The organism is Streptomyces sp. HUAS TT11 (assembly GCF_051553595.1).
Classification (GTDB): Bacteria; Actinomycetota; Actinomycetes; order Streptomycetales; family Streptomycetaceae; genus Streptomyces.
The window spans coordinates 7,943,672-7,958,713 of sequence record NZ_CP196184.1 but is presented as its reverse complement, the minus strand read 5'-3'; the positions used below and the strand labels follow the sequence as shown (position 1 = coordinate 7,958,713).

Below are 15,042 nucleotides of genomic sequence, written 5' to 3'. Positions count from 1 at the left end.
GCGGCAACGCCCGGTGACCAGTAGCGGCGATGCTGTCCGGCAAGACAGCGTCGCCGCGGTGTTTCTCAGGACAGAGTCGACGGCTCAGCCTGCGGCACGGGAGTGGTGGCGGCGGCGAAGGCGGCCTCGCGGGCCAGCTCCGCCGACATGGTCGTGGCTCCGGTGAGCACGGCGTCCTGGCCGAGCCCCGAGGCGACGATGGGCGGCCGGAAGGTAGTGAAATCGGCCAGATGACGGGCGACCGGCTCGAGCAGCAGATCGCCGTTGGCGCCGATGGCGCCGCCCAGCACGATGAGCGCCGGGTCGATGAGGGGGACGACGCAGGCCACCACATAGGCGACGCTGCGGGCGGTGTCGTCCACGATCGCCAGCGCGCCGGGATCACCGGCGCGGGCCAACTCGAAGACGGCGCGCGGGCTGCCGTCACCGGGCAGGCCCAGCCGCCGCGCCTCGGCGCTGATGTAGCGGGCGCCCAGGTGCTCCTGCACCAGGTCCCGGCGCTGCCCGACCGGTGCGATCATGCGGTCGCTGGGCAGGTAGCCGGCCTCACCGGCGACCCCGGTGGCGCCGCGCCGGACCCGCCCGTCCACGACCAGTCCGAGGCCGAGCCCGACGCCCAGGCTCACCAGCACGAAGTCGTCGGTCTCGGTACCGAGGCCGTGGGTGCGCTCGGCCAGTGCCGCGAGGTTCACGTCGTTCTCCAGGACGAGCGGCACGGGGACCGCCCGGCCGAGCGCCTCACCGAGCCCCTTCCCGGCGTCCGGCAGCCCGGCCGCGTATGACAGCCGGCGTCCGTCCGGACCGACGGCGGCGGGCAGTCCGGCTACGACTTGGGTGATCTCCCGCAGCTCCCGGCCGACTTGTCCCGCGAGGTCCGCGCACATCTCCAGGACCTGTCCGACGAGGGCGTCGGCGCCCCGGTCGCCGTGTTGGCCGGTCTCCGCCCGCGCCCGGATCCGGCCGGTGACGTCGGCGACCGCGGCACGGATCCGCCGGTGACCGACGTCGACACCGATCCCGAAGGCGCAGTCGGCGTTCACCCGGTACTGCGCGGGGGCCGGTCCCTTGCGGCCGGTCGCCGGGCCGACCTCGGTGATCACCCCGCGCTCCAGCAGCAGCCCGACCGCGGCGGCCACGGTGGGCCGGGAGAGCGGGATCCGCCCGGCCAGGTCGGTGGTCGTGACCGGGCCCGCCTCGTCGATCGCCTCGAGGACGGCACGACCGTTCAACGAACGCAGCAACCGCTGCGGACCTGCTGGATAACGGCGGGTCACGGTGCCCTCATCTCGCCATCAGCGCTCTGTAAGAAAGAAAGTTGCTTATTTATACGCTCGGGCCTGGCCGGAATCAACCCTTCGAGCGTCTTCCGTGAAACGGCGGTCGAGTTCGCTGGTACGACTCGTGAGGCGGGAAGCGATCTGGACAGCAAGGCTTGAAGTCCCCAGCACGTGTCTGATCGTCAACTCCTCGCATACACCGGGGTGTTGGACAGTGGCGGGCTCGTTGTCCACAGGTTCGTCGGCTCGGCCGTCCTGGACCTCACGGCCTCAGCGATGTACGTCCGCCGGGCCGCCGAGCTTTTCCTCGGCACCGAACTGCCGGTCACCATCGCGAGGGACCCAGAACCGGCGATGCCGTGGCCAGAGCCGGGTGGCCGTGTAATTCGTATGCGACAGTGCCGTGTTCGCGAGATCGTGGCGCATGGCCACAGACGCATACAGCTGGCACTTCACGCTGGACGTGGAGGAGTTCCTCGACCGAGCCGGGGGGTTCCTCCGGTCCGAGCCCGCGTTGCACACCGTCCAGCTGACGGTCACCGAGATGCTGCGCACGACCGGGATCACCGCGTACGGCGAGGATGCGCCCTACTTCGGCCGGCTCGTGAGCGGTGACGGCACCGTGCGCGCCACCGTCATGCACACGCCCCCGTTCCAGCTCCAGCTCACCGCTCTCCCCCGCGAGGCGGCTGACACGCTGGCGATACGGCTCGTCAAGGACGACAGGGCGGTCCCGTCGGTCTTCGGACCGGCGGAAGCGGCCGCCGAGTTCGCGGCCGTCTGGGAGCGACGTACCAACACCATCGCCCGGCTCGCGATGAGTCAGCGCCTCTACCGTCTCGGCACGCTCACCCCGCCTGAGCCCGCGCCCCCTGGACGCGCCCGCGCCGCCGGAACGGACGACAGCAAACTGATCGCACAGTGGTACGACGAGTTCTGCACGGACGTAGGCGCGGAGACCCGCGACCCGGAGAGCTGGACCGAAAGCCGGCTCGCCCAGGGCGGGGTCATGCTGTGGGAGACCCCCGACGGCACACCTGTCTCCATGGCGAGCGCCTCGCCCGAGGTCGCCGGGCAGGCCCGCGTCACCACCGTCTACACTCCTGCGCCGCTGCGCGGCCGCGGCTACGCGGGGTGCGCCACCGCCGAGGCCAGCCGGGCCGCGCTCGAATCGGGTACCAAGGAGGTCCTGCTCTTCACCGACCTGGCGAACCCTACAAGCAACGGTCTCTACCAGCGGCTCGGCTATCGGCCGGTGGCTGACTTCGCGACGTACGACTTCGGTGACGCCACCACGAAGGGCTGACACCTCGTCGACACGCTGCGCGCGCTGTTGGTGTCCGCGCTGGAAGGCAGCACCGTACCGAGCGCCGTCCTGCTCGCCACCACAGCCGCGGAACCCCACCCCACGCGTACGGCTGGACCGTGTGGTGCGGGCGGCTGCACCCCATGGACACGGCCGAGCTCCGGCAGGCCGTCATCCCCTGCCCTGGGGACCCCGCCGTACAACGCGAGGTCTACGCCCCACCGGTCCTATCCCTGAGGGCAGCGACGAGGAGAACCCCATGCCTGACACGCCCGCCGTAACCGCGCGGGCAGACCGTCAGCGAGCATCGTCGAGGATCTCGCGCAGCTTGTGCGCGAAGGCCTCGGGCTGCCCGGCGTAGCCGGACTCGCCACCGAGGAAGCCGCCGTGGTGGCTCGGAAACACCGTCGCCTGCCGGCCGAGCAGTTCGGCCGTTGCCACCGAGGTGCGTCCGGTGAAGGTGTCTCCAGTCTCCTCGCCCACTGCGACAACGACCCGCGTCCGCGCCGCAATGACAGCGTCGATGTCGGGCCGGTAACTGCTGACCGCCCACGACCGGTCGGAGAGCAGCGGGTCGTCCCGGGAGCCGTCATCATCGGTCGGCATGCCGAACGCGGCGGGATCCGGCATGGGTTGGGCGAAGTAGTCGTCGGTGAATTCGCCCCGCCACGACGTCATCGCGACGAAGGCCGCCATGCCGGCACCCCGCCCCTTGTGCTCGTACACATCCCGGACGCCGGCCCGGGCGCGCTCGGCAGCCTGGGCATCGGGGAGCACCGGGATGATCGGCGGCTCGTGCGCCACCAGGGTGGTCACGTCGTCGGGGTACGCCGCCACGAGGGCGAGCGCGGTCACCGCGCCGCCGCTGCTCGCGAACATCTCGACCGGGCCCGCGCCCAACGCCTCGATGACGGCGTGCACGTCGGCAGCCTGGATCCCGGGCGCATGGTCGACCCGGCCGTCCTTGCGGGCGCTACGGCCAAGGCCACGCGGGTCATAGGTGACCACGGTGCGGTCAGGGAAGTACGACGCCAGCGTGCTGAAGCCGCTGGCATCCATCGGTTGGCCGATCATGACCAACGGTGGGGATCCATCGGCGGTCGGCACCGGGCCGTGGACGTCGTAGGTGAGGTCGACCTCGGGAGTCTTGAGTACCTGAGTGGTCATGACCGTGTAGACCCCTTCCCCGTCGAAAACTCATCGGACCCACCCCCACAGTGAGCAGCGGGAGGCGCACTCAGCCTGAAGGCGCGCGAACTCATCGGCCGCTGCCGCCGAAAGCCCCCGTCGGCCGGCCCGTAAGGTGCGCGCGCCTCCTGCCCGACGCATCGGTCACATGCAAGCCCGGAGGCGACCCGTGCAGCCCACCTGCTGTCCACACCGCCGTTCCGGCAGACGGGCCCACCTCAGGGAGCCTCCACACGCGAGGCTTCCCGCCGGTCGGAGGAACCCGCACGGGCTGAGCGGGACCGTGTTACTCAAGGTCTCTGCCCGCGAACGCCCGCGCGGTGCATCCTGCCGTCCGCCAAGGGCGGACGATGAACTGGAGCGCCTCCCGCTCGACGGCAGCGCGCAGCGAGGCCCTGACGGGTCCGGCGCCCGTCAGGGCCTCGCTGTGCACTGCACCGAGCAACGTGCGTTGCAGCCAAACCGGCCCGGAGCCCGTCCTGCGCCATGACCAGCGGCTCGCCGAGATGGCCGACGGCAACCACATCTCAGCGACCACCGTGCGCCGCTGCGTCCTGGAAACGATCAACCTGGTGGCAGGACGGGGCCGAACGGCCGGGCCGCTCCTCGGAGATCAGCACGGCCCCCCACGGCGGCCCGTTACGAACGCAGCGATCAGTGATACACCCCTAATCCCTCGTGACCGACTCCGACTGGCAGATGCTGAAACTCAGTGGCCCACCGTCACCGTGGGGTCGGCGGCCTTGACTTTCTTGCGAGGCAGCAGGGCCGCGGGAATGAGGCAGACGGCGATAAGGATGGCTGCCACCAGGAACACCGAGGCGAACGCGTCCCCCATCTGGTCGCGCACCTCGGCGGGAGAGGTCGAGGTGATGTCCTTGAGGCCGTTGGTGAGCAGCACCGAGAACAGGGCGGTGCCGATCGAGGCCGCCACCTGCTGGACGATGTTCATCAGCGTCGAGCCCCGGGCTACGGTGTGTTCCCTCAGGGTCGCCAGCGCCGATGCCATGATCGGCATCATCGACGCGCCCATCCCGAGGCCCATCACGAAGAGCGCAACGATGATGTAGGTGTAAGAGGTGTCGGCGGTCAGCTGTGTGAACATGCCCATGCCGACAGTGATCACCGTTATGCCCGTCAGCACGATCTTGCCGGGGCCGATCTTGTCGGCGAGCATCCCGGCGATCGGCATCGTGATCATCGCGCCGATGCCCTGCGGGGCGAGCAGGAGCCCGGAGTCGAGCGCGGACTCCCCGCGCACCTGCTGGAAGTAGAGCGGGAACAGCAGACTTGCGCCGAAGAACGCGACGGCGAACAGCGACATCGCGATCACCGCGATGCTCATGTCGCGGTTGAGGAACAGGCGCAGGTCCACCAGCGGGTGGAGGTTGCGCCGGTGCAGTGCCCACGGCACGAACGCGACGATGAGCACCAGCCCGATGACGGCCGGTACGAGCACCTTGGCGTCCCAGATCGTGCCGGTCTCCGGTATGGACGAGACGCCGTACAGGAAGGTCGCCAGTCCCGGCGAGAGCATCACCATGCCCAGCCAGTCGAAGGTCTCCGACGGCTGTACGTGGTCCTTGGGCAGGACCTTCGCCGCGTAGACCAGCGCGATCACGCCGATCGGCACGTTGATCAGGAAGATCCAGTGCCACGAGGCGGCATCAATCAGCCAACCGCCGAGGATGGGGCCGAAGATCGGACCGAGCAGCATGGGGATGCCCAGCACCGCCATGACCCGTCCGACCCGCTCGGGGCCGGCGGCACGCGTCAGGATCGTCATGCCCAGCGGCATCAGCATGCCGCCGCCAAGTCCCTGGACGACCCGGAACGCGACCAGCATCTCCAAAGAGGTGGCGGCCGCGCACAGCGCGGACCCGGCGGCGAACAGGGTGACCGCAAGGAGATAGAGGCGTTTGGTGCCGAACCTGTCGGCGGCCCAGCCGGTGAGCGGGATCACACTCGCCAGAGCCAGCGTGTAACCCGTCATCGTCCAGGCCACCTGGGCCGAGGTCGCGTCGAACTCCTTCTGGAACGTCCGCAGCCCGACCGACACCACCGTGATGTCGAGGATCGACATGATCCCGCCCAGCACGATCACGCCGGCAACGAGGAGGACCCCCTTGTCCAGCCGGTCGCCGGACTTGTCGAGAGGAGCGCTGCTCTCCCTCTGTTGCGATGTGGTCATTTCTCAGCCCTTCCTGGGGAAAGAACCACCCGCGTTCGGTGGCCCGCCCACTTCCTGCGGCTGCCGGATGACGGCGGCCGTCGTGGTCCCTTGCTTGAGCGGGTGACTTTGCCTCGTTCAGGCCGACCCGAATGCGACCGATGAGCCCACCCTCACACCGGTCTTCATGATGGTTCGGAATTACCGGTGAACCGTTATAGAACAGGACCGGACGGTACCACCTGCTGGGGGACAGGAAGGTCTGGGTGGTGACAAAAAGTGCGACCCTGCGCGATCATGTCGCAGCCCCCGTCCTTGATGCCGCCGCACCGTCGAAGTGCTCGGCCAGTCCGAGGACTTCGATCCGGATGGGATCCAACTACCCGCAGCGCCATCCCCTGCGATCACGACAAACTGTCCGCCTCCGGCTCCTCTCCATGACCCGCACGTGCCGGAAGTGCGGCAGAAGAAGGTGAGGGCCTGGGCAGCCGTCACGGCGAACCTTGCCGCGAGGTCGGCGAGCGTGGTGGCAGAAGCCCGCCAATCGACCGGCCGATAACCGTCCTTGGCCTGCGCCGCCGCATTGTCGGCCTCCTCGACGGCGAAGAGGGATCGGCCGGGCCGTTTGTGATGCGGGACGACGAGGCCGGGGTTGATGTAGGCGCCGTCGCCGAGCACGGTGACGCCTCGGCGGTGCTGCGGCAGGCCGGAGTCCCCCCATACGTGGGTGTCAGCCGTGTTGCCCGGGGCCGGGTGGGCGGTGGCCACGACCAGGCGGGGGTCGGCGTCGATGATGACCTGCACGTTTACGGAGAACCGGTAGTTGCGGCTCGAGGCGCCGACCTTGCGGTCACGGACCGGGACCAGTGTTCCGTCCACGATCCACAGCTGGTCTGCGGCATCGACGGGCTGTGAGACCGGCTCGAGCGCGAGGAGAGGCCTCAGCCGCTGGATGACCCGGCACACCGTGGCAGCCGAGATGCCGAACAGCGAAGCAAGCTGCCGCATGGTGAGGTTCGTTCGGTAGTAGACCGTCGCCACCCGGTCAGCAAGCGGCAGACACCACGGCCGCCCACTTTCGCGGCCCGTTGCCGCTCCGCTCCCGCACCGCCTTCAGCAGCCGCTCGTTCCGGGCGTCCCATCGTGCATGTCGCTGCGGAGAATGGGAGTTTCGCGGGTCACGGCCCGCAAGTGGCTGCGGCGCCGGCGGACAGGAGGGCGCCTATTTCGAGCTCAACGAGGCCCGCAGGGTTCCGGGCGGAACCCCTGCCATGCCTGCCTCACGGGCTCCCGGACCGGCAGCCGCGACGGTGGTTGACTACGACCCCGGAGGAGGAGAAGCCGGCAGAGCTCTTGTTCGACGAGACGCAGGCGCTGCCGTTCGCCCTCTTGCAGCACTTCGTGGCGATCGTCGCCTCACGGTTGGCAAGCACGGGGTCGTAGACCAGCCGTCCCGTAGGACAGCAAGCCTCTTCGCCAGCCCCTGCGGATGGCGCGCGAGCTGCTATGCCCTCGCCTGCGACAGCGCCGCAGGGGCGGTGAACAAGGCATGGACGGCGGCGCGCACCTGGGCGGCAACCACGTCGGGGGTCGAGGTGTCGAGCTTGCCATCGAGGTGCAGGAACGCCAGGCCGTGGACGAGGGCCCACACCGTGATCGACAGCGCCTCCACGTCGGCGCCGGGGAAGGCGCCACGGACAATACGACGCACGTATTCCGAGATTGCGGTGGTCGCGGCAAGCCGTTCCTCGCTGTTCGGATCGCAGGGCTCTGCGAACATCACCCGGAACAGCGCCGGGCGTTCGAGCGCGAAGCGGACGTAGGCGACGGCGACCGCCGCGAGCTCGTCGGGAGTCGTGGGTGAGGGATGCGCCGCGGCCAGATATTCGGCGAGTTCGAGGTAGCCCTGCGCGGCGACCGCGGAGACGAGCGCGTCACGGTCCGCGTAGTGGCGATAGGGAGCCGTCGCCGACACGCCGGCCCGCCTTGCGACCGCCCGCAAGGACAGCCCGGCGCTGCCGTCCTCCTCGAGCAGTTCCCGCGCGGCGCGCAGACAGGCGGCGCGCAGATCGCCGTGGTGATAGGTGCCGCCCGCTTGCGACATAGTTCACACTCCCTCATGTTTACGTTGCTTACATCGTCGCCCTAATGTGAACGCTGTATACATGCTAAGCGATCCAGATCGAGAGGGAAACTCGGATGACCAGCGAGCTGTTCTCGCCCTTGTCCCTGCGCTCCGGGCACATGCTGAACAACCGGATCGCCAAGGCGGCCATGGAGGAGAACATGGCCGGCGACGGCCAACTCCCGGACAAGGAGCTGTTCGGTCTGTACCGGCGCTGGGCCGTCGGCGGTACCGGACTCCTGATCACTGGCAACGTCATGGTCCACGCCCAGGCACTGACCGGCCCGTCCGCGGTCGCCGTCGACCTGGGCAAGCACAGCAACCGCTTCGGCCGCCCCGTCGCCATGACCCCCGAGCAGATCCAGGCCACCGTGACCCGGTACGCGGTCACGGCCCGGCGTGCCGAACAGGCGGGCTTCGACGGCGTGGAGGTCCACGCCGCGCACGGCTACCTGCTGTCGCAGTTCCTGTCCCCCCTGGTCAACAAGCGCACCGACCAGTGGGGCGGATCGCTGGAGAACCGGGCCCGGATGCTGCTGGACGTCGTCCGCGCCGCGCGCGCCGCCGTCTCCCCGTCCTTCGCGGTCGCGGTGAAGCTCAACTCCGCCGACTTCCAGCGCGGTGGCTTCGACGCCGACGACGCACGCCAGGTGATCGCGATGCTCGAACCGCTCGGTGTCGACCTGGTCGAACTGTCCGGCGGCAGCTACGAGAGCCCGGCGATGTCGGGCCGCCCCGCCGACGCGCGCACCCAGGCCCGCGAGGCGTACTTCCTCGACCTGGCGAAAGACCTGGTCAAGACCAGCCCGCTGCCGCTGATGCTCACCGGCGGCATCACCCAGCGCCACACCGCGGAACGAGTCCTCGACAGCGGCGTGGCGATCATCGGAATGGGCACTGCCCTCGCCGTCACTCCGGACCTGCCCGACCGCTGGCGCCAGGGCCGCGAGGCCGACGAGCAGCTTCGGTCGGTCAACTGGTCCGACAAGGCCCTCGCCTCCGCCGCCGGCATGGCACAGGTCCGCCACCAGCTGCGCCGCATCGCCCGCGGAAGCCGGCCCACGCCCAACACCCACCCCGCGTTCGCCCTCATCTCCGAACAGCGCAAGCAGCGACGGGCGCTGCGCCGCTACCGCGCCTGGTTGTCCACATCGCAGAGCGCCGCGTGAGCGTGCCAGTGGAAGGGCCCCAGGCGCTCTTCGCTCACCGCGACCACCTGGGGCCCTTCCGGTCGACCGCCACGCTGCTCGTCACGCTGACCGTCGGCATCACTCCCTCGTCCTCACCGGGACAGGCTGCTCTGTGAGTGATCGTGAGCGGCAGGGGCGAGGCATGGCCGGCATCCCCCCACTGAGCGCCTGACAGGCCGACACCTGGACGGCTCTCTGCGCGTCGACGGCGCGGCTTCATCGGAACCGCGCCGTCCGGTCCCTGGCGTTTCAGCGGACGCCGACCGCCCTGAGGACCACGCCTTGCAGGCACAACCGATCGGGCACCAGCCTGGGCCGGGAGAACGCTCGGGCTGGGGCGGCAGGATCGGCCCGATCGGCACCCATGACTCCCCGCATGCGCAGACCGGTGGAGCCGTGCGCTCGGCCGCCCAGCCGGAGGGAGAACACCGATGCACCGTGAGGATGGGCACCGCGGCCTTGCCGACGGCACATCGCACGTCAGGAGAGCCACAGGGGACGGGAGAAAGTTTCGAAACCGACACCCCTGTGAAGAGACGCACCGGTCTACTTCATAACCTGGCAACCAATTATGCAAACTGACGGCCGAGGACTGTGACGGCACCCGAAACACACCCCTCCATCCTGTCCGGAAAAGCGCCCTGACGCGTGAACATATGGGCAAGTGCTCACATAGGCAGCCACATTTGAGGCATCTCGAACGGCGGTGTAACACCGCAGTGCGTGCGGAACGCAGAAGCAGGGAGAAGCAGGGTGCAGAACCGGCTGAATTTCGGCACCCCGGCCCGAGCGTGCAGACATTGCACCACGTGAGATCGGATTTCCCTGTGAGCAACCTCGACCCAACTCCTGGATACCGGGCGTACAACGAGCCCCCGGGCCCGGACCACGCGGCGCGCCGTCAGGCCACCACGCGGCGTACGGCCATCGCCATCTGCACGATCGCCGACACTGCGGCGGCCCTGCTGGGCCTGTGGATCATGCTGTTCCTGCTCGAAGCGAACCGCGCGAATGTTTTCGTTGAATTTGTGCGAGGCACGGCGAACTGGCTGTCCTGGTGGGCACAGGACATCTTCACAATGGACACAGAAGGCGTACGCGTTGTCCTCAATTATGGCCTGCCTGCCGTCATCTATTTGCTGATCGGTCACGGGATCGCTGCCCGGCTCAACCGAGCCTGACAGTGGACCGGGCTCTTCATCGATCGCAATGAGACTGGGCCAACATGACACGCGTTTCAACGGAAAACGATCACCTGCCGATCTACGAGGACCTGATACGAGAACGCGGTGACGTCGTCGCCGAGGCGCAACTCGCCGCGCTGCACACTCAGCGCCACGCAGCGGAATTGCTGAGCGGACAGGATGCGGGTGCCCGTCGACGGTACGACGGCACCGGAGCCGCAGCGGCCGATCACCCGGAGTGGCGCGGGTCGCCGGCGTAGGCGAACGCGAGCAGTACGTCCTCGCGTCCTGTCCTCCCGGACCAGGCCGGTGGGCCGTGCCCTCACCAGCGCCTTGGGTGCGCCGGCCCGGCCCGCCTGCCCTGCGCTTCGTCGGAGGGCCGCCTCGCCGTGCAGCTGGCCCTGTAACCAACCGGCCAGATGGGCCGGTTATCAGGTTTCGAGATGGGTTCCTGGGGTGTGGCCGAAGGTGCGGCGGAAGACGTCGATGAAAGTACTGGCCGACGACCATCCGCACTGGTGGGCCACGGTGGTCACGGGTATTCCGTCGGCCAGGAGGATGAGAGCGTGATGGAGGCGCAGCTGGGTGCGCCACTGGGGGAAGGTCATCCCGAGTTCGCTGCGGAAGAGGCGGGAGAGGGTGCGGTCACTCGCTCCGATCCGCTGGCCGAGTTCGGTGAGGGTGCGGTTGTCGGCGGGGTCGTCGCGCAGGATGCCGTACAGGTCCCGCAGCAGTGGGGAAACGGGAGTCGGCAGATAGAGCGGCGTTTCAGGGGAAGCCCGTAGCTGGTCGAGGAGCACCGCGTGCAGGCGGTCGCGCTCGGGACTTCGGTCGTCGGGGGTGTGGGTGTAGGCGATGATCAGTTCGCGCAGTAGCGGGCCGACCGCCAGAACAGCGGGCCTGTCCAGCTCCAGGGGGTTGTAGCGTACGGCGATTCCCAGGAGATGGAGCTGGGTGTCACCGTGGGCGTAATGCTCGTGGACGGTGCCCGCGGGCACCCAGATGGCACGCGTACGCGGAGCGATCCATGTGCCGGCCTCGGTCGTCACGGACAGTACGCCCCGGGCCGCGTAGACCACCTGGTGGTCGTCGTGCCGGTGGGCGTCGATCCCGGTACCCGAACGCAGCTGCCGGGTGTATGTCGGGGTGTCGACAGAGTGGCGGCTTTCCTTCATGATGTGGCAGTTTATCGAAAGCGCGACACCGGGTGAGGCTCGCAGCATGACTGCATGCGAAGGAATACATCCATCAATTTTCTGTCCGTCGGTCACGCCTGTGTCGACATCTACCAGGGAGCCGTGGCGGCCTTGGTGCCGTTCTTCGTCTCCGAACGTGCTTACACCTACGCTGCGGCATCAGGTCTCATCCTGGCGGCCTCACTGCTGTCGTCGATTGCGCAGCCACTGTTCGGCGCACTGACCGACCGGTGGGCCATGCCGTGGCTGTTGCCGCTCGCCACAGTGCTGGGCGGGGCCGGTGTTGCCTTGAGCGGGCTGAGCCATTCCTACGGGTTGACCCTGCTGTTCGTGGCGATCTCCGGGATCGGGGTGGCCGCCTATCACCCCGAATCCGCGCGGGTCGCACGGCTCGCCAGCCTGGGCAGTCACCGCGCCATGGGCTGGTTCTCCACTGGTGGCAACGTCGGCTTCGCGTTGGCTCCGCTGCTGGTGGCGGCCGTCGTGGGTCCGGGAGGACTGCGTTGGACTCCGCTGCTGGTGCTGCCGGCCCTCGCGGGCAGCGCGCTGTGTCTGCCCGCGCTGCGGGCCCTGCGGCGCATGCACGCCGACGGGACGATCAAGGCGGCGCCGACGGGAAGCGATGACGCAGCGTCGTTCGTGCGGCTCTCGCTGGCGGTGGTCTTCCGTTCGATCACCTTCGTCGGCCTGAGCGCGTTCGTCTCCCTCTACGCCACGCAGCGCATGGGCGGCAACTCCGTGGCGGGCACCGCGGCACTGTTCGTGCTGTACGCCGGCGGCGTGGTCGGCTCGGTGCTGGGAGGGAGTTGGGCGCACCGATGGGACCGGGTGACGATCTCCGCCTGGTCCTACCTCGTGAGCGTTGCGGCGGTGGCGGGCGTGGTGTTCGTGCCGGGACCGGCTCTGTACGTGTTCGTCGCCCTGACCTCGGTGGGCCTGTACATCCCGTTCTCCCTCCAGGTCACGCTCGGCCAGGACTACCTGCCGTCCCGGGTGCGCACCGCGAGCGGGATCACGCTCGGCCTGGCGGTCAGCATCGGAGGACTGGCCAGTCCCGCGATCGGCGCCCTCGCCGACGCAACGTCCCTGCAGACCGCCCTGGCCCCGCTGATCGTCATGCCCGCGCTGAGCTGGCTGATGTTCCGCACACTGCCCGAGCCCGCCGTGCATCGGCACGACAGCGACAGCGCCTGGGAGCCGGTGCTTGCCGAGAGCTAGCAACCGGGGGATTTCGGTTCCGTCCTGCATTCCTGAAAGCGAAAGATCGATGAACCGTGCCGAGAGAGCCACCACCCTCGGACCGGAGGGCTGCGTGGACAGAGCGGTGCCTTGCGTGCAATCGGCTGACAACACGGGGGCCAGACAACCTAGTAGATCAAACCTCAAGGCCTGTAGATCAAACCTCAAGGCCTGTGGATCAAGCCCGTGGCGAGTCTCCAGCCCCATGAGGTGGCGATCTCGGTCGTTGGCGATGGTTCAGTCCTCGGTCATGGGCCAGGTCTCCCAGACCAGGTCCAGGCGTCGGTATGCGTCGTCGAACCAGGCGTCGGGCAGTGGGACGGTGACCGTCATCGTCGTGAGGGACATGGAGTTGTCGTTGATCGTGACCTGGCACCGGCCGTCTTCGTCGAGTTCGATGAACAGCCACGGGGCGCGTTGTCCCTCGCGCCAGGCGAGGTCCTGTCCCGCGTCGAGCGAGTCGAGAGCCTGCTGCCACTGCCGCAGGTCCTCGGGGAAGACCCAGGTCTCGAGGGCGCCACGGACGAAGGGCGTATCGACCACGAACTCCCCGACCAGGCAATCGGCCTCGGTGGGACGCTTCCGTTCCTCCTTCCCCGTGATCCGGAGAATGACGCTGTTGCCATCTCCCTCCAGGCGGATCAGGTCGATCGGATCCTCAACCATGACTGCCCCTCCCGACTCGCGCACGTCGCCGAAGACTAACCGTCGGCACGGACACAGCCTGGGTTGAGGTGCGTCAGGCTGCGTGGGCTTCGGGGCGTTCGACGAGGTATCCGCTTGCGGAGCGCACTCCGGCGCGGACCGAGGCGACGAGGTGGGGCGAATTCACGGCCCGCCACCGTTGCTGGACGGACTCGACGAGCTTGAAGACCATGGCCAGGGCGGCGGCAGTACGGGAGCCGGCGCCGCGGGTGGTCGCCTTGGTCCGCAGCCGGACAGCAGAGAAGGCCGACTCAATGAGGTTCGTGGTGCGCAGGTGGGTCCAGTGCCCGACCGGGAAGCCGTAGTACGCCAGCAGTTGGTCCTGGCCGTCGTTGATCCTTTTGACCGCCCTGGGGAACTTGCCGCCGCCCGGCTCGACCGACCCGCGGCGGCGGAACGCATCGTGCCTGCCGACTTGAGGAAGGACCACTGGTCCGAGGATCAGGCAACCTACCTCTGCACGCCATCCTCTCCAACCCCGTACCCATGCCGCCTACCACCACCAGCAGTTGAACCGGCAGCCGTGCCACGACTGCCGCCCGGCTCTACCTCAATGATTCGACTGCCACCCCGGCAGCCTTGGCGACCAGCGCATCGTCGTAGGAGGCGTCCTGTGTCCGGCGGGACGACATCACCACCAGCACCAGAGGTGCCCGATCGGGCCGCCACACTACGGCGACGTCATTGCGCGTTCCGTAGTCCCCGGCACCGGACTTGTCGCCGACCGTCCAGTTCTCAGGCACCCCGGCTCGAATCAAGGTCCCTCCGGTGGTGCTCTCCCGCAGCCACTGGTCGAGGACCTCGCGCCGACTCTTCGGCAGTACGTCACCGAGAGCGTACTTTTCCACGTCGTTGCCCAGAGCCCGCGGGCTGGTGGTGTCGCGCACATCGCCGGGCACGGCTGAGTTCAGCTCGGGTTCATACCGGTCGACGTGCGTCGTACGGTCCCCGAGCCGAGCCAACTCTCTGTCCAGCCCTGCGGGTCCGCCCAGTTGACGAAGGAGAAGGTTTCCGGCGGTGTTGTCGCTGTACCGCACCGCCGCATCGCAGAGCTCCCCTAGCGTCATGCCGGTGTCGACGTGCTCACTGGTCACGGGTGAGTAGCTGACCAGATCGCCCTTGGAGTACGTGACCACCTGGTCCAGCTGATCGGCCGACTCCTGCCGCAACACCGCGCCCGCCGCAAGCGCCTTGTACGTGGAGGCGTAGGCGAACCGTTCTCCGGAGCGCCAGGAGACGTTCCGTCCGCTTCCCGTGTCCAGTGCCCAGACCCCGAGGCGGGCATCGTACTCGCGCTCGAGTTCATGGAATGAGCGGCTGACAGTTACCGGAGTGTGTGAGGGAACAGGCCTGGCTGCGGAGGCGGTTGTTCCCGCAGCCGACGTGAGTGCGAGACCGACAGCGAGAATGGTGAGTGAGGCGGTGCGACGAGCCGGAAGCACGACATTCCTTTCCTTGCTTG

General features: G+C 68.5%; 13 protein-coding genes and 2 pseudogenes. 6 read left to right on the top strand and 9 right to left on the bottom strand.

The annotated features are described in order from the left end of the window. Window positions 1-65: 65 nt before the first annotated feature. Complete coding sequence (locus tag ACSHXN_RS35755) at window positions 66-1,274, bottom strand: ROK family transcriptional regulator (protein ID WP_355799727.1); 1,209 nt, start codon at window positions 1,272-1,274, stop codon at window positions 66-68. A gap of 427 nt (window positions 1,275-1,701) precedes the next feature. On the opposite strand from ACSHXN_RS35755, the gene ACSHXN_RS35750 reads away from it, so the two are divergent. Beyond that, a complete protein-coding gene (locus ACSHXN_RS35750; RefSeq protein ID WP_438305114.1) occupies window positions 1,702-2,583 on the top strand; it encodes a GNAT family N-acetyltransferase in 882 nt (293 codons plus the stop codon). 297 nt (window positions 2,584-2,880) lie between these two features. On the opposite strand, the gene ACSHXN_RS35745 is transcribed toward ACSHXN_RS35750, so the two are convergent. The 4 genes and pseudogenes from ACSHXN_RS35745 to ACSHXN_RS35730 all read right to left on the bottom strand — a co-directional run bounded on the left by ACSHXN_RS35745 (window position 2,881) and on the right by ACSHXN_RS35730 (window position 8,045). Continuing rightward, window positions 2,881-3,750 carry an alpha/beta fold hydrolase gene (locus ACSHXN_RS35745; protein WP_355130288.1) on the bottom strand — a complete coding sequence of 290 codons (870 nt, stop codon included), beginning with the start codon at window positions 3,748-3,750 and terminating at the stop codon, window positions 2,881-2,883. Between the two features lie 730 nt (window positions 3,751-4,480). Continuing rightward, window positions 4,481-5,962, bottom strand: a complete 1,482-nt coding sequence (locus ACSHXN_RS35740) for a DHA2 family efflux MFS transporter permease subunit (protein ID WP_355130290.1) — start codon at window positions 5,960-5,962, stop codon at window positions 4,481-4,483. A gap of 512 nt (window positions 5,963-6,474) precedes the next feature. Then, window positions 6,475-7,067 (bottom strand): annotated as a pseudogene (locus ACSHXN_RS35735) (transposase family protein); the annotation flags it as partial. A 378-nt stretch (window positions 7,068-7,445) separates the two neighbouring features. Further along, window positions 7,446-8,045, bottom strand: coding sequence for a TetR/AcrR family transcriptional regulator (locus ACSHXN_RS35730; RefSeq protein ID WP_355130292.1), 600 nt, complete (start codon window positions 8,043-8,045; stop codon window positions 7,446-7,448). 95 nt (window positions 8,046-8,140) lie between these two features. Here ACSHXN_RS35730 and ACSHXN_RS35725 point away from each other — a divergent pair, with 95 nt between their 5' ends. From ACSHXN_RS35725 to ACSHXN_RS35710, 4 genes are all read left to right on the top strand, one after another. After that, window positions 8,141-9,235 (top strand): 2,4-dienoyl-CoA reductase, encoded by a 1,095-nt coding sequence (locus ACSHXN_RS35725; RefSeq protein WP_438305111.1) that lies wholly within the window; start codon window positions 8,141-8,143, stop codon window positions 9,233-9,235. Next, on the top strand, window positions 9,232-9,372 hold the full coding sequence (locus tag ACSHXN_RS35720) for a hypothetical protein (RefSeq protein WP_355130296.1): 141 nt from the start codon (window positions 9,232-9,234) through the stop codon (window positions 9,370-9,372). The genes ACSHXN_RS35725 and ACSHXN_RS35720 overlap by 4 nt, the downstream gene beginning before the upstream one ends. Before the next feature lie 711 nt (window positions 9,373-10,083). Beyond that, a complete protein-coding gene (locus ACSHXN_RS35715; protein WP_355130298.1) occupies window positions 10,084-10,437 on the top strand; it encodes a hypothetical protein in 354 nt (117 codons plus the stop codon). A 44-nt stretch (window positions 10,438-10,481) separates the two neighbouring features. Continuing rightward, window positions 10,482-10,700: a hypothetical protein gene (locus ACSHXN_RS35710; protein WP_356108784.1), complete on the top strand. Its 219-nt coding sequence runs from the start codon at window positions 10,482-10,484 to the stop codon at window positions 10,698-10,700. Window positions 10,701-10,871: 171 nt separating this feature from the next. Here ACSHXN_RS35710 and ACSHXN_RS35705 read toward each other — a convergent pair whose 3' ends face one another. After that, window positions 10,872-11,615 (bottom strand): AraC family transcriptional regulator, encoded by a 744-nt coding sequence (locus ACSHXN_RS35705; protein ID WP_438305109.1) that lies wholly within the window; start codon window positions 11,613-11,615, stop codon window positions 10,872-10,874. A 54-nt stretch (window positions 11,616-11,669) separates the two neighbouring features. Between ACSHXN_RS35705 and ACSHXN_RS35700 the strand changes: the two genes are divergently transcribed. Further along, window positions 11,670-12,854, top strand: a complete 1,185-nt coding sequence (locus ACSHXN_RS35700) for an MFS transporter (protein WP_438305107.1) — start codon at window positions 11,670-11,672, stop codon at window positions 12,852-12,854. 258 nt (window positions 12,855-13,112) lie between these two features. On the opposite strand, the gene ACSHXN_RS35695 is transcribed toward ACSHXN_RS35700, so the two are convergent. The 3 genes and pseudogenes from ACSHXN_RS35695 to bla form a co-directional block, all read right to left on the bottom strand. Beyond that, the gene (locus ACSHXN_RS35695) at window positions 13,113-13,541 is read right to left on the bottom strand and encodes a DUF5959 family protein (protein WP_356108793.1); all 429 of its coding nucleotides are present in this window, start codon (window positions 13,539-13,541) and stop codon (window positions 13,113-13,115) included. A 73-nt stretch (window positions 13,542-13,614) separates the two neighbouring features. After that, a pseudogene (locus ACSHXN_RS35690) lies at window positions 13,615-13,947 on the bottom strand (transposase); the annotation flags it as partial. 178 nt (window positions 13,948-14,125) lie between these two features. Next, the gene (gene bla / locus ACSHXN_RS35685; protein WP_356292264.1) at window positions 14,126-15,022 is read right to left on the bottom strand and encodes a class A beta-lactamase; all 897 of its coding nucleotides are present in this window, start codon (window positions 15,020-15,022) and stop codon (window positions 14,126-14,128) included. Window positions 15,023-15,042 lie beyond the last annotated feature (20 nt).